Raw genomic sequence first — 13506 nt, forward strand, 5'->3', positions numbered from 1 at the left:
TCCCGAAAGGAAGCCTGCCATGAACGTCCTTCTTGTGGACGACGATTACTTCGTCGTCAAGGCGCTTAAGAGCAAAATCGATTGGCGCGCCATGAACGTCGAGCATGTCCATACCGCCTACAATGTCGCTCAGGCAAGAGAGATTCTGCTGGAATATACCGTGCAGATCCTCATTTGCGACATCGAAATGCCTCAGGGCAGCGGGCTCGAGCTGCTGGCCTGGGTCCGACAGGAGAATTACCCGGTCCAGGCGATCTTTCTGACCAACTACGCCGACTTCAACTATGCTCAGAAAGCGATCGAGCTGCAAAGCTTCGATTATTTCCTGAAGCCGATCGAGGTCGACAAGCTGACCCTGATTATCCGTAAGGCGATTGCCAAAGCGCGCGAGCAAAAGTATAACGAGCTGGCGATCCATGAAGGGGAGCTGTGGCAAAAGAGCCGCAAGAGCGTGCTGGAGGATTTCTGGACCCGGCTCATCGCAGGCAAGGCATTCCCCTCCAGCCCATCTGCGGCTGCAGGCGCCATCACGGAAGAGAATCTCCCCTACCGGCTGAGCGATCTGTTCCTGCCCGTGCTTGTGACTCTGTTCCCGCATGAGGCCAGCCTTGGCCGCGAAGACAAGCCGCTGTTCGACTACGCGCTGCTCAATGTCATGTACGAGCTGTTCCAGCACCCATCCTTGTCCGTCGAAGCCATCTCCGAATTCAAGGAAGGCAACTGGATGCTCATCTTGAAATGGACGCTCGCTCCCGACAGAGATATTCCGAGGAGGCTCTGCGATTCCTTGATATCCGAAAGCCGCAAATTCCTGAAATGCGACTGCAGCTGCCATATCGCGACGTCCCGGCCGCTCGGTGAGATCCGCAAAGCCGTCAAGGAGCTGCTGCATGTCAATGAGGAATGGATCAAGCACCGCAACGAGACGATTTTCGTCGATGGCAGCTCCGGCCTTGAGCCGGCGTATGTCCCGCCCAACCTCGGCTTGCTCGAGCGGCTGCTTGGCGAGGGGGCATACGGTTCTTTTCTCGATGAGACCGAGGCGTATCTGACGCGCCTGATGCGGGAGAACGCCCTATGCGCTTCCGTGCTCCGGCCGTTCCGGCACGATATGGTCCAGATCGTCTATGCCCATTTGAAGAGCAGGGAAATTCAAGCCCATCAGCTGTATGCGGGCTCGGAAGGAGACAGGCTGCATGCCCAGTCCCTCCATTCCGTCGAAGACATGCAGGGCTATCTGCGGTATCTGGTCCGTACGGCGGCGCATTCCCGGCCTTTCGCCGAGCCTCCCAAATCCATCGCGGACGAGGTCGCAAGCCATATCCATGCCCATCTCGCGCATGATCTTACCCGCACCAGCCTGGCGGAGACGGTCTTCCTCAATCCCGACTACATGGCCCGGCTGTTCAAGAAGGAGACGGGCATGTCCCTCGGCACTTATATCATCCAGGCGCGGCTCTCGGAGGCCAAGCGGCTGCTGCAGGACACCTCCCTGTCGGTCCGCGCCGTCGCCGATCAGGTCGGATACGCCAACGACTCCCACTTTTCCAAGCTGTTCAAGCAGGAGACCGGCTGCAGCCCGGCCGACTACCGCAAAGCGTTCAAGAAGCTGGCCAGACCGTCCTGAGACGGTCCGGGCCGGCTTTTTTTGCCAGGAATGGAAACCCGGGTCGGGGAGCGGCAGCGCAGCCCGGAACATATAACGGACAGATTGGGAATATTTTAAAACTCTGATGATTTTTTCGCTTCTTGCAAGAGAGAGGCAGCGCAACCTATGGTATACTTTTCCTAGTAAAAGATTGGAAGATAGATTGAGAGCCGCTGTTCGCGCACAGGGCAAGGGGGAAGACAAAATGAACGGTTCCAAGCTGTTCAGACTGGCTGGATTGATTGTCATCGTGGCTGCCGCCGATATCGCGGTGCTGTCGCCCGGACTGCTGAACGTCGAGATCGGCGGAAGCGCGCTGTCGACGGCAACCGGCGTCAGCCTGCTGCTGGCAAGCGCGCTGGCGCTGTTCTACGGAAGCTATGCCATCGTATTCCGGGAGCCAGCCGCTCTGCCCGTCAAGCAGATCAGATCCTTTGACGATTACGCGGAAGCGCTGTCTCCATACAAGCGTGTCAAGGCGCTTGAGAACGATATCGCGACGGCGCTGGAGCAGATCGCCCGGCTGAAGAAAAAGAAGCTCGCCCTGGAGAACGTGCTGGAGCAGCGCTTCGACCGCGGCGAGCTGAGCTTCAAGAAGTTCGCCTCCGTGACCGAGGAGGCGGAGAAGCTGTTCTATCTCAACGTGCGCAGCCTGCTGAACCGGCTGCATGTGTTCGACGAGGCGGAATTCTCCAGCATGTCGGGCCGCAAGAGAAGCTCCTTCTCCAGCGAGCTCATCCAGGAGAAGGCGGCCATGTACAATGACCACCTCGCCTTCGTCAAAAGCTCTCTGTCCGCCAACGAGGAGCTGCTGATGAAGCTCGACCGGCTGCTCCTCGAAATCTCCCGCCTCGACGGCATCGATCCCGATGACATCGATGACATGCCGGGCATGCAGGAGCTGGATTCCCTGATCAAGCAGACCAAATTCTACAAACAGTAAGAGGTGCAGAATGCCGAAGAAAAGCAAGTTTTTCCTTCTCTCCGCCGTCATTGTCGTGCTCGTGTTCGCGGGCGTCTATGCGGGTATCTCCCTGACCTCCAACCTCGGCAAGAGCAAGGCCCAGGTATCGGCCGAGGATGCGGGCAAGCGCCTGAACAAGCTGTACGGCGATCTGTCGGTCTCGACGGAAGCCCCGGTCAAAGGGCAGATCGACCTGAACCCGGCGGATATCGCCGAATCGCTTCCCGACATCTCCAAGTTTCCGGTCACGGTCGACAATTCCACGGATCAGTTCGTCGAAATCTTCTCGTCGACCGAGAAATCGGGAACCGGCGTGGACGGCTGGCTGACCGAGACGGCGGCCGAGTTCAACAAAGCCGGCATCGTCGTGGACGGCAAGACGGCATCGGTCAAGATCCGCAACATCGCCTCGGGCACGGCAGCCGATTACATCAAATCCGGCAAGTACATCCCCGATGCGTTCACCCCGTCCAACGAGCTGTGGGGCGAGATGGTGAAAGCGGCTGGAGTCAAGACGGAGCTGATCTCCAAGCGGCTCACCGGCAACGTTCCCGGCATCGTCATCGCCAAAGCCAAGTATGATTCCCTCGTGGATACATACGGGTCGGTGAACGTCAAGACGGTGACGGAAGCGATCGCGAACAACGAATTCTCCATGGGCTACACGGATCCGTTCGCAAGCTCCACCGGACTCAACTTTCTCGTCACGGCGCTGAGCACGTTCGACAGCGCCGACATCCTCAGCGACAAAGCGGTCCAAGGCTTCGAGAAGTTCCAGGCCAACATTCCGTTCACCGCGTCGACGACGATCCAGATGCGCGATGCGGCCAAGTCGGGCATGCTGGACGGATTCGTATTGGAATATCAGACTTACGTCAATGCAGCCGACCTGAAGAGCGGATATGTGTTCACGCCATTCGGAGCGCGGCATGACAGCCCGCTGTACGCTCTTGGCGATCTCCCCCGGGAGAAGCTCGACATCATCAAGAAATTCGCCGAATTCACCGCCCAGGACAAATACCAGAAGGCCGCGGCGGACAAAGGCTTCAATGGCCTTCAGGACTACAAGTCGGAGCTCCCCGCGGTCGACGGCGGCCTGCTCGGCTCCGCCCAAAAGGTCTGGAAAGAGAAGAAGAACGGCAGCAAGCCGATCGCGGCCGTGTTCGTCGCCGACGTATCGGGCAGCATGGACGGCGCGCCGCTGAACCAGCTCAAGGAATCGCTGCTGAAGGGCCAGAAATACCTCGGCAAGGACAACAGCATCGGACTCGTCTCCTACTCCAGCTCGGTCACGGTCAACCTGCCGATCAAGAAGTACGACACGAACCAGCAGTCCATGTTCGTCGGAGCGGTGGAAGGCTTGCAGGCCGGAGGGGGCACCGCCACCTTCGACGGAATTATCGTCGCGCTCAAGATGCTGCAGGACGAGATGGCGGCCAATCCAGCCGTCAAGCCGCTCATCTTCGTGCTCAGCGACGGCGAGACCAATGAAGGCCATACGCTCAAGGACATCAAGGAGCTCGTCGAAACCTACAAGGTTCCGATCTATACGATCGGCTACAACGCCAACATCAAGGCGCTCCAAAGCATATCGAGCATCAACGAGGCCGCCAGCATCAATGCGGATACGGATGATGTCGTCTACAAGATCGGCAATCTGTTCAATGTCCAGATGTAACTCGGAGGAGGATGACCATGACATTTTCGCTTGAGGTAGCCAGCCCGGAAGAGATCAAGGCGGCGGTAGAAGAGGAAGTCAAGCCCGTGCCGGAGGAAGTCCGGAAGCTCAAGGAGCTGGCGGACGCCAACGTCGCCGCCATCATGGAGCTCGATACGGAGTCGCTGGACAAACGCAGGGAGATTCTCCAGACGATCGACGGCTTCGGCATGAAGACGATGAAGGCCTCCTCGGATAAGAACTCGCTGCTGCAAGTTTCGGTCGGCAATCTCTCCAAGACGGGAGACGAAGGCGGCCAAGTGGCCAAGGGACTGTCCGAGCTGCACACGCAGCTCAAGGATCTCGATCCGAGCGCCGTCGACTTCGCCAAGAGCGGCTTCCTCGGCAAGCTGTTCAATCCGCTCCGGGCTTACTTCCTGAAGTTCCAGAAGGCCGACGCGGTCATCTCCGATATCGTCGTCTCCCTCGACAAGGGCCGGTCGACGCTGAAGAACGACAACACGACGCTGGAGATCGAGCAGCAGACCCTCCGGGAGCTGACCAAGAAGCTTCAGAAGGAAATCCAGCTCGGCGGGCTCATGGACGAATCGATCGAAGCCCAGATCGAGGCCGCCAAGGTGCGCGGCGAGGATCCCGAGAAGGTGCGCTTCATCACCGAAGAGGTGCTGTTCCCGATGCGCCAGCGGGTGATGGACCTGCAGCAGATGCTCGTCGTCAACCAGCAGGGCATCATGGCGATCGAAGTCGTCATCCGCAACAACAAGGAATTGATCCGCGGCGTCGACAGAGCCAAGAACGTCACGATCTCGGCGCTCAAAATCTCCGTCATCGTCGCCTCGGCGCTCTACAACCAGAAAATCGTGCTCAAGAAGATCGAGCTGCTCAACCAGACGACCAACGACATCATCTCCCACACCTCCCGGATGCTCAACACGCAGGGTGCCGCGATCCACAAGCAGTCCCTGGAGGCCAGCATCTCCGTGGATACGCTGAAGCAGGCGTTCACCGAGGTGCTGTCCGCTCTCGATTCCATCAGCGCCTACAAGCAGGAGGCTCTGCCCAAGATGCGCGACACCATCCTGCAGTTCCGCGAGCTCGCCGACAACGGCGAGAAGCAGATCTTCCGGCTGGAGAAGGGGCATAAGCTGGGGCTGTAAGCGGTCAAGACAACGAGAGGCCGCCCGCATGGCAACCTCTAGACAAATAAGGCCAGCCGGGAATTTCCCGCTGGCCTTTCTGTTTGTTCTGCGCTTCTCTCTCCCGGCTCCGCTTCCGAGCCGGAAGCCTGCTGCAATTCGTCGGGCAGCCTTCAAGATGGAGCCTGCTTGACGAGAGACATGAGCGTCACGGTGCCCACGACGCATAACGTCCCCGCCCACTCCCAGAGGCCGAACGGAACGCCGAGCCACAAGACCGAGATGGCCGTTGCCGTGAGCGGCTCGATGCAGGCGAACAGGCTCGCCTCCGAGGCAGAAATATATTTGGTGCTCTCCAAATACCAGATGAAGGCGAATATCGTTCCGAACAGGATGACGACAACAAGCGCCGTGAACGATGAAACGGACCAGCTTCCTTCGAACTGCCAAGGGGGATGGTAAAAAGCGAGGCAGCCTCCTCCGATCACCATGCCCCAGCCGACGACGATCAGCGAGCCCCAGCTCAACAGCAGACGGCGCGGCTGCAGCGTATAGAAGGCGAGCGCGACAGCCGAAGCCAGTCCCCACCCTATCGCAGGGGTGGATACGGACAGGCTTGTCAGGCTTCCTCCCGTTACGAGCAGGAAGGTGCCGGCAATGGCAAGGACAACCCCTGCTTGCAGAGTCCGCCCCGGAAACCTTCTGGCTCTGATGGCCGAGAAGCATACGATCAGTACCGGAGCGGTATACTGGAGCACCGTTGCAGTCGCCGCGTTGCCGTGATGGATGGCCGCAAAAAACGTATACTGGACGGCAAGCATGCCCAAAATCCCGAACAGGATAATGGAAACCGCATCCTTCCCGGTCTTCCATATCCCCCACACCTGCCGCCGATTTTTGCGATAGGCGATTCCCACCATGATCAAGCCGGCTGTCAACATCCGGATGACGGTCAGCCACTCCACCCCGAAGCCTTGCTTTTGGAACAAATATTGCGCCATCGTACCCGATATCCCCCAGAGCGATGCCCCCGCCAAAGCCAGGGCGATGCCTTTTGTTCGGGCAGGATAAGCGGACTTGGTTGTTGCATTCATTTGAAACCTCCATGCCGAATTCATTAAATTGCGTTTCGCATATCCGCGTTGTCTGTTCCCGCTCACTGGTTTTCTATAAGACGAATTTCTCCATCACTCTTTGCTTGACGCGGATGCGCTCGGCAAATTCATTGTTCTCGATATCATTCCCTCTTCTGATTTCGTTCGCACAATCGTTCAAATTCTCTTCGAGAGTATGATAGACAGCCTTATAAAATTTGATGGCCAACTGGCAATACTTCCGTTACCGTTGAATTCAATGACAACTCCTCCAAACGCGCTCAGGCGACATCATGCGGTTCATAACCGCTTCACTCTACTATATTCGGCGAATCATGCCTAGGGAAAGAGTCTCCAAGACAAAAGCATATTTTCTGTTCCCTGGACGGCTTGCCCGAGTCTATCGATCTTCCATTTACTATACGAGAGGGAAAAACGGGAGGGATGGAAAGTGCATACATTGTCCGGCCTGAGAGGCTCGTATGACGCGATTTAAAGCCTTGGCCACAACTGCTTGCCGGGCGTGCAGATGACCCGTTCGAGCCTTCGGCTATATTCCGGTCCGATCGATTGGATGGGCTCGCCCCATTTGTCCGGTGTATCAAGAGCTTGGCAGGACCGATTCGCCCATTTCATGGAGCTCCAAAACATGAGCATCGTCGGGATCGACCCCAATGCCGGCTGTTATCTCGTCAAGGATCAAGCCTACGGAATCGTCTCCAATCACGACTTTCCTGCGAGCCATCCGGGTATGCCGTACACCCTGCTCCCTTATCCGGAGTTCAAGGCCAAGATGAAGTTGCGCACCGAAAGGATGCTGCATAAGATCGGCACAGCCGAAAGGATGCTGTTCATCCGGACGGAAGGAAGTTATCCGGAGCTGTACGAGCTTCAGCAGGTGCTGGGCAAAATGATCCGCGGCAAGTTCAACATTCTCTACGTGCAGCATGGACCTTCTGCCGGAATCGAAGAGCTTGGCTGGCGGATTCCCCATGCATGCGCCTTGCAGATTCCGCAGGTCGCCGATATCTTCCATGACAACGATCTCTACTGGAGGCAGATCCTGTCCGGAATGAGCCATCGCTGAGAATTAAAACAAAAAGCCGGCCCCCAAGCGGGACCGGCTATCCTAATGGACAACCCTGCAGCGCATACTTAATCGCTTTTCCAACTACTTGCCTTTCGGCCGTACTTCAACCGCAATCTCCGCCCATTTAGTCGGGGCGTACGGCGATGTCATCCCCCCTGCGAACACGTCCGGACTAAGGATATTGATCAAATAATTGCCGGGCTCATTGATTGCGATCGAGCCGCTGAATTCTCTATTCTCGTTCATCTGCACGACTGTTTTTTTGCCGCTTGTCTGATAGTCTCCATTCTGAAACCTCGTCAATTGAAATCCAACAACCTGACTCCGAATATCCTCATCCGCACTGACAGATCCGCTGATCTCTATGGCTTCTCCAGCCTGTACCCGCAGGTAGCCTTGTGTCGGCTTATTGAACACGATATTATCCGTATAAGTATCATGAACATATCGGATAGGAATCAAGGATGGATCCTTGACGATCCGATTGACGATGATGTCTGCCGACGGATTGTCGTTGGAATAAATCTGCAGCGGATTCGGTCCTGGACGGAGATCAACGGAAAACTCGACCCGGCTGAATTCACGATTCCCGATTTTGATCGACTTGTCGATCGTCTTCTCGGTCCCTTTTAAGGAGCCGATTGCGCCCATCTCAACGCTGGTCATTCCGCCAAATCCCATGCTTTGCATTAAATAGACGCGCCCGTACTCTTTCTGTACCAATGCACTAAATGTGATGCGGCCCGCATCTGTCGTATAGGCAGGGTGCAGAACCTTTGCTGACTTCTCGCTCCACGTCAGCTGCAAAATCCCTTGGCTCCAGTTGGCGTTGATGCCCATCCGCGGCAACATTGAAACCGGAACATACAGCGTATTGCTTTTCATGAACGGCGGCAAAATCTTCTTCACGTCATCGAGCACGGAAAGTTTTCCGTTCCATTCCATATATAGCCTGGTGCTGTCAGGCTTGAAATGAATGGTTGAAAAGGCAGTGGGATGTTCGGGTTTGAACTCAACCCAGTAACTATCCGTTTTTGTGCTTTTCATGATCCTTCCGACATGCGCCAGCTCCAGCCACTTGATCGGCACATAGAGGTTCCCGTTCTTCATGAGCAGCGGAGAAGCTTTCAAGGACTTCGAATCCAACGAGAAGGCTGGTTTGTTCAATTTTGCCGATATTTTGTGCGGGATCAATTGAAACACGGCCGCGTCATTTTCAATGATCGGCAGTTCAGCTATCGATGCCTGAGCATCGCTGACCGGATACGGAAGGACAACAGAAACAAACAGTCCGGCGCACATCAATAATTTCGTCATCATTCGTCGCAAGGTTTGAGTCACCACTTTCCATTTTTTACATATAGACGATTGATGGTGCAGAGTGTTGCAGTGAAACTTGATAATAGCGTCGCAAGGATGCTGCCTAAGATCGGCGCAGCCGAAAGAATGCTGTTCATCCGGGCCGTGCCAAGGATATGCCCGATAGGACGGCGTTTTTTCCGTAGTCTTTTTGATGTCGTAAAACAAGTTTTGGGGACATCAAGGATGAGGAGCATGTGGAGTATGGTTATTATTTGGAAGAAAGTGTTGCTTCCAGCTTCTAGTAAATCGGTAGGTTTCTCACAAATATTTGAAGTGCATTCTTTTATCAAAGCGATGCTCTTCATTATCGAAGGAGGATCAAATGAGAGATAAAACTCTGCTTTTTTGGGTTGCTCCCCGGACTCTTGGACATGCCGTCGTCGAGAAGAGGCCGATGGAGACAAAGCTTGCGTCATTGATCTAAAATGAAAGAAGCTTAAAACGAAAGAAGGTCGGTTATGCTGTTCTATGGCATTGCGGTATTGGCATTCATGCTGGATCAAGCAACCAAGTGGCTGATCCGCAGCCATGTCGAGGTCGGAGAATCGTTCCCGTGGGGGCCGCTCCAAATTAGCCGCTATGAGAACAGCGGCATGGCCGGAAGCCTGTTCCAGGGATATGGAACGCTGTTCGGATTTGCCGCCCTGCTGTTCGTCGTCGTCATCCTGCATCATCGCCATACCCTGGAGAAGAGATCCCTGCTTCTGGAAGCCAGCTTCGGATTCCTCGTCGGCGGAGCTGCAGGCAATGGGATCGACCGCCTCCTGTTCGGACGAGTGACGGACTTCCTGGTGCGCTCGGGCGGCATTCTCAACGTGGCCGATCATGCCATCGAGGCCGGCGTGCTGCTCCTGCTCCTTCATGCGGTCGTCACCTGGATCAGAAGCAGAAGACGAGCCTAGGCGGCGTCTTTCCGACCGTTTCGACAGCAAAAGGGCGATTAGTTCCTGATCGGTATTCTCGAATTTCAGCCGCATTAAACGACCCGAAAATAAAACAGACTGCTCATGAAAAAAGCAGTCTGAATCCAATCGGCCTATTTCTTCGCCTTGTAAAACTCATGGTACAGCTTCATGAGCGCCCGCTTCTCGATCCGCGATACATAGCTCCGGCTGATGCCCAGCTCCTTGGCGATCTCCCGCTGCGTCCGCTCCTCGCCGCCATGCTCCAGCCCGAACCGGGCCATCACCACTTCCCGCTCCCGCTCGTCGAGAATGTCCAGATTTTTGTAGATCTTCGATTTCTCGATCTTGAGCTGCACCTTCTCCACGACATCGTCATGCTCCGAGCCCAGGATATCTATCAGCGTGATTTCATTGCCCTCTTTGTCCGTACCAATGGGATCATGCAGGGAGACGTCCTTGCGCGTTTTCTTCAGCGAGCGGAGATGCATGAGGATCTCGTTCTCGATGCAGCGAGCCGCGAATGTCGCCAGCTTCGTGCCTTTTCCGCTCTGGAAGCTCTCAATCGCCTTGATCAGACCGATCGTTCCGATGGATATGAGGTCTTCCGAGTCTTCGCCAGTATTGTCGAACTTCTTGACGATGTGGGCGACAAGCCTCAGATTATGCTCAATCAGCAGGTTCCGGGATACGGGGTTGCCCTCGGCCATCTGCTTCAGATGGCGCAGCTCCTCATCCTCCTGCAGCGGCTGCGGAAAAGCGTTGTTTTTGACATAGGATACAAGCAGGCTGAGCTGCTTGATGAACAGGGCGATTGCAGCAAATAATCCAGGCATTTTTCGGGCCACCCCCATGCAGTATTACCGGCCCTGCCGTGGGCACCGGTGCAAGTGTACTGACAGTTTATGTGGGCGGCTGCCTAGAAGTGCCTGTACGGAGCGGGCCGGCGCAAAATATGTCGCACCGCAACCTGTTTCAAAAACACTTCGAACGGGTAAATCGATCCCTAAAAGGGGAACAGGAAACAGTTTACATAAAAAAGAAAAATGAATTCCTAATATTTAATCAAATGGTATTAACTTCCCATAAATTCCTGCCGATAAAATCATCGTTCTGACCATAGTTAAGGGGAGAGTTAAAAAGAATGGAATCCACCTTCCAACCGCCGGCAGGCCAGCAGCCTCCGGTACCGCCGGGATACGCGCCTTATGCCAGCGACGAAGTCGTCAGCGTCAAATCCTGGCTCGGCTCGCTTGTCATTCTGATGATTCCAATCGTCAACATCATCTTTTTGTTCATCTGGGCCTTCGGCGACAGCGCGAACCTGAACCGGAAGTACTTTGCCCGCGCCTATCTGTTATGGGCGCTGATCGGCATCGTCATCTACATCATCATGCTGGTTGTTTTCGGCGCCGTCATGTTCAGTGCCTTCAAATCCATGAACGATATGAACGTTTAAAAGGAGAACCCCTATGTCTTATCAACCGATTCCGACCGGCAACTCCCAAGTTATCCGCACCAGCTCCTGGATGGTTACGATGCTGCTGCTGGCTATTCCGATCCTCAATATCATCATGCTGCTCGTATGGGCGTTCGGATCCGGCGTCAATCTCAACAAGCGCAATCTGAGCCGGGCTTACCTGCTTCTTTTCCTGATTGTCGCCGGGATATCGCTGCTCATCTTCCTTTTGACCCTAGCGGCGGCATCCGGTCAATAATCCGTTCCTCCATGACCAGCCTTCTATCCAAGAGAAGCCCCGGCAGAGTATTCTGCCGGGGCTTCTCGTTTCTCTCACTGGACAAAATGCCGTTTCCATCAACGAGGATAAAGAGATCCCAGCACATCGCCGACATTTCCGTCCGAAATATAATTCGCATAGGCATCAAGCGGAGTCGGAGTCCTATTGACGATAACAAGCTTATCGCCGCGGTATAGGCTGACGAGGCCTGCGGCCGGCTGCACCGTCAGGGAAGTTCCTCCTACGATGAGCGTGTCGGCCTGCTCGATCTCGAATGCAGCACGATCCATGAGATCCGTATCGAGGTTCTCCTGATACAGCACGACATCCGGCTTGATGATGCCTTCACAGGCCGTGCAGAGTGGAACCGGGCGCGGATCGCGCAGGACGGCGGACAATGGATACTTGAGCCCGCAGTCCATGCAATAATTGCGGTGGACCGAGCCATGCAGCTCCAGCACGCTGCGGCTGCCGGCGAGCTGATGCAGGCCGTCGATATTCTGGGTGACGACCGCGGTCAGACGGCCTTCCTGTTCCAGCCGGGCCAGCGCGCGATGCGCGGCATTGGGAAGCGCTTCGGGATAGACCATATGGGCCCGGTAAAAGGTATAAAAATCAGCCGGATGCTCCATGAAAAAGTCCCGGCTCAAAATTTCTTCCGGCATGTACGTTTTGCTCGTACGCTGTTCGTACAACCCGTCCGCCGAGCGGAAATCGGGAATCCCGCTTTCGGTTGAAGTTCCTGCCCCGCCGAAAAATACGATGCGCCGGCTATCGGACAGAATCGTCTGCAGATCCACCTGCTCCATGCGGCCACTCCCTCTTCAGGTTCATTTCCCACCTTTACCCCGCTGCGCCAGGGGCTGACGCCGAAACAGCAAAAGTCGCAGTTGCGGCCCGGCGTCTACAAGCTGGTTTTGTAGATCGCCTTGTTTTCCAATCCGCGGATCATCGGCGTCCAGCTGTCGGCTTCCGGCGTAGAGCCGAGCGCGTCCTCGACCATCTGCAGCTTGGCATCGAGCGAATCGATGAAATGGAGCGCGACCGCTTCGGCCATTTGCGGCTGCACGGGGCTTCCCCATTCCCCGAGGTTGTGATGGGACAGCACCAGATGCTGAAGCGCTGTTGTCTTGGCGGACTCAAGCTCAATGCCAAGCTTCAGCGCCGCTTCCGTAATCCAGCCGGAGATGAGCGCCAGATGGCCGATCAGCCGGCCGCGGTCGCTGTATTCGGAAACGATGCCGAGCTGCGCGTTCATTTCCTCCGGCTTGGCCAGATCATGCAGGATGATGCCCGCTATCAGGAGATCCCGGTTCAGGAACGGCCTCTGCATGCAGAGGAACTCCCCGATCTCCAGCATCCGCACCATGTGGTAGGCAAGGCCGGCGTAGTAGGCATGATGATGGCTTTTGGCCGCAGGGTAATGCTCCAGCCGATCTCCCGCCTTCACGACGCAATAAGCGGTTATTTCCCGAATCTGCTCGTCTTGGATGGAGTCGACCTTGCTGCGTATGTTCGCCATCAAAGCGTCGGGGGCGACGGGAGCGGCACGGATGAAGTCCGTCAGCTGCAGATTGTCCTCCGGCGCCGCAGGCCGGATCCGGGTCACCTTCAGCTGCAGGCGTTCCCTGTACAGCTGTACGGTTCCTTGCACTTTGGCAAGCATCATCGGTTTCAGCGTATCTTTCTCATGCGGCTTCAAATCCCAGTACTTGGCTGCAAGCTGGCCGCTTGAATCCGAGAGCACGAGATCCCAGTAATCCTTGGGAGGCGTCGAATTGGTCAGCTTGACATCGAGTTCCTTGACCAAATAGAACCCTGTAAATTCGTCCTTGTCGTTCAGACTGCTAATCAACGTCATGCAGCAGGCTCCTTCCGGGGTGTTCATTCCTG

General features: G+C 55.7%; 12 protein-coding genes and 1 pseudogene. 8 read left to right on the forward strand and 5 right to left on the reverse strand.

The features are described from left to right. Positions 1-19: 19 nt before the first annotated feature. From AC06G8_RS15420 to AC06G8_RS15435, 4 genes are all read left to right on the forward strand, one after another. Entirely contained in the window at positions 20-1627 is a 1608-nt protein-coding gene (locus AC06G8_RS15420) for a helix-turn-helix domain-containing protein (protein WP_480283280.1), read from the forward strand. Positions 1628-1853: 226 nt separating this feature from the next. Further along, positions 1854-2591, forward strand: coding sequence for a hypothetical protein (locus tag AC06G8_RS15425; protein WP_480283281.1), 738 nt, complete (start codon positions 1854-1856; stop codon positions 2589-2591). 10 nt (positions 2592-2601) lie between these two features. Further along, positions 2602-4290: a vWA domain-containing protein gene (locus AC06G8_RS15430; protein WP_480283282.1), complete on the forward strand. Its 1689-nt coding sequence runs from the start codon at positions 2602-2604 to the stop codon at positions 4288-4290. A gap of 17 nt (positions 4291-4307) precedes the next feature. Next, entirely contained in the window at positions 4308-5447 is a 1140-nt protein-coding gene (locus AC06G8_RS15435; RefSeq protein ID WP_480283283.1) for a toxic anion resistance protein, read from the forward strand. 152 nt (positions 5448-5599) lie between these two features. Here the strand turns inward: AC06G8_RS15435 and AC06G8_RS15440 are convergent, their stop codons facing one another. Further along, the gene (locus tag AC06G8_RS15440) at positions 5600-6520 is read right to left on the reverse strand and encodes a DMT family transporter (protein ID WP_480283284.1); all 921 of its coding nucleotides are present in this window, start codon (positions 6518-6520) and stop codon (positions 5600-5602) included. Between the two features lie 508 nt (positions 6521-7028). Here AC06G8_RS15440 and AC06G8_RS15445 point away from each other — a divergent pair. Further along, positions 7029-7607: pseudogene (locus tag AC06G8_RS15445) on the forward strand (DUF1796 family putative cysteine peptidase); the annotation flags it as partial. 84 nt (positions 7608-7691) lie between these two features. On the opposite strand, the gene AC06G8_RS15450 reads toward AC06G8_RS15445, so the two are convergent. Beyond that, the gene (locus AC06G8_RS15450) at positions 7692-9137 is read right to left on the reverse strand and encodes a hypothetical protein (protein ID WP_480283285.1); all 1446 of its coding nucleotides are present in this window, start codon (positions 9135-9137) and stop codon (positions 7692-7694) included. A gap of 293 nt (positions 9138-9430) precedes the next feature. Here AC06G8_RS15450 and lspA point away from each other — a divergent pair, with 293 nt between their 5' ends. Continuing rightward, entirely contained in the window at positions 9431-9874 is a 444-nt protein-coding gene (gene lspA, locus AC06G8_RS15455) for a signal peptidase II (RefSeq protein ID WP_480283286.1), read from the forward strand. Between the two features lie 134 nt (positions 9875-10008). Here the strand turns inward: lspA and sigK are convergent, their stop codons facing one another. Then, positions 10009-10710, reverse strand: a complete 702-nt coding sequence (gene sigK / locus AC06G8_RS15460; RefSeq protein ID WP_480283287.1) for an RNA polymerase sporulation sigma factor SigK — start codon at positions 10708-10710, stop codon at positions 10009-10011. A 308-nt stretch (positions 10711-11018) separates the two neighbouring features. Here sigK and AC06G8_RS15465 point away from each other — a divergent pair, with 308 nt between their 5' ends. Both AC06G8_RS15465 and AC06G8_RS15470 read left to right on the forward strand, forming a co-directional pair. After that, on the forward strand, positions 11019-11333 hold the full coding sequence (locus AC06G8_RS15465) for a hypothetical protein (RefSeq protein ID WP_447661630.1): 315 nt from the start codon (positions 11019-11021) through the stop codon (positions 11331-11333). 13 nt (positions 11334-11346) lie between these two features. Beyond that, positions 11347-11592 carry a hypothetical protein gene (locus AC06G8_RS15470; RefSeq protein WP_447661631.1) on the forward strand — a complete coding sequence of 82 codons (246 nt, stop codon included), beginning with the start codon at positions 11347-11349 and terminating at the stop codon, positions 11590-11592. Between the two features lie 98 nt (positions 11593-11690). Here the strand turns inward: AC06G8_RS15470 and AC06G8_RS15475 are convergent, their stop codons facing one another. Together AC06G8_RS15475 and AC06G8_RS15480 are read right to left on the reverse strand one after the other, a co-directional pair. Beyond that, positions 11691-12422, reverse strand: coding sequence for an NAD-dependent protein deacylase (locus tag AC06G8_RS15475; RefSeq protein WP_447661632.1), 732 nt, complete (start codon positions 12420-12422; stop codon positions 11691-11693). A 95-nt stretch (positions 12423-12517) separates the two neighbouring features. Next, positions 12518-13474, reverse strand: a complete 957-nt coding sequence (locus tag AC06G8_RS15480) for a 3'-5' exoribonuclease YhaM family protein (RefSeq protein ID WP_447661633.1) — start codon at positions 13472-13474, stop codon at positions 12518-12520. Between the last annotated feature and the right edge of the window lie 32 nt (positions 13475-13506).

Source organism: Paenibacillus sp. SJS-P3, from assembly GCF_056711585.1.

What these genes read in the sequence shown, in the direction of transcription:
- AC06G8_RS15440 (WP_480283284.1), bottom strand. Translation starts at nt 6,520, where the DNA reads ATGAATGCAACAACCAAGTCCGCTTATCCTGCCCGAACAAAAGGCATC.
- AC06G8_RS15425 (WP_480283281.1), top strand. Translation starts at nt 1,854, where the DNA reads ATGAACGGTTCCAAGCTGTTCAGACTGGCTGGATTGATTGTCATCGTG.
- AC06G8_RS15435 (WP_480283283.1), top strand. Translation starts at nt 4,308, where the DNA reads ATGACATTTTCGCTTGAGGTAGCCAGCCCGGAAGAGATCAAGGCGGCG.
- AC06G8_RS15475 (WP_447661632.1), bottom strand. Translation starts at nt 12,422, where the DNA reads ATGGAGCAGGTGGATCTGCAGACGATTCTGTCCGATAGCCGGCGCATC.
- lspA (WP_480283286.1), top strand. Translation starts at nt 9,431, where the DNA reads ATGCTGTTCTATGGCATTGCGGTATTGGCATTCATGCTGGATCAAGCA.
- AC06G8_RS15465 (WP_447661630.1), top strand. Translation starts at nt 11,019, where the DNA reads ATGGAATCCACCTTCCAACCGCCGGCAGGCCAGCAGCCTCCGGTACCG.
- AC06G8_RS15470 (WP_447661631.1), top strand. Translation starts at nt 11,347, where the DNA reads ATGTCTTATCAACCGATTCCGACCGGCAACTCCCAAGTTATCCGCACC.
- AC06G8_RS15430 (WP_480283282.1), top strand. Translation starts at nt 2,602, where the DNA reads ATGCCGAAGAAAAGCAAGTTTTTCCTTCTCTCCGCCGTCATTGTCGTG.
- AC06G8_RS15480 (WP_447661633.1), bottom strand. Translation starts at nt 13,474, where the DNA reads ATGACGTTGATTAGCAGTCTGAACGACAAGGACGAATTTACAGGGTTC.
- AC06G8_RS15420 (WP_480283280.1), top strand. Translation starts at nt 20, where the DNA reads ATGAACGTCCTTCTTGTGGACGACGATTACTTCGTCGTCAAGGCGCTT.
- sigK (WP_480283287.1), bottom strand. Translation starts at nt 10,710, where the DNA reads ATGCCTGGATTATTTGCTGCAATCGCCCTGTTCATCAAGCAGCTCAGC.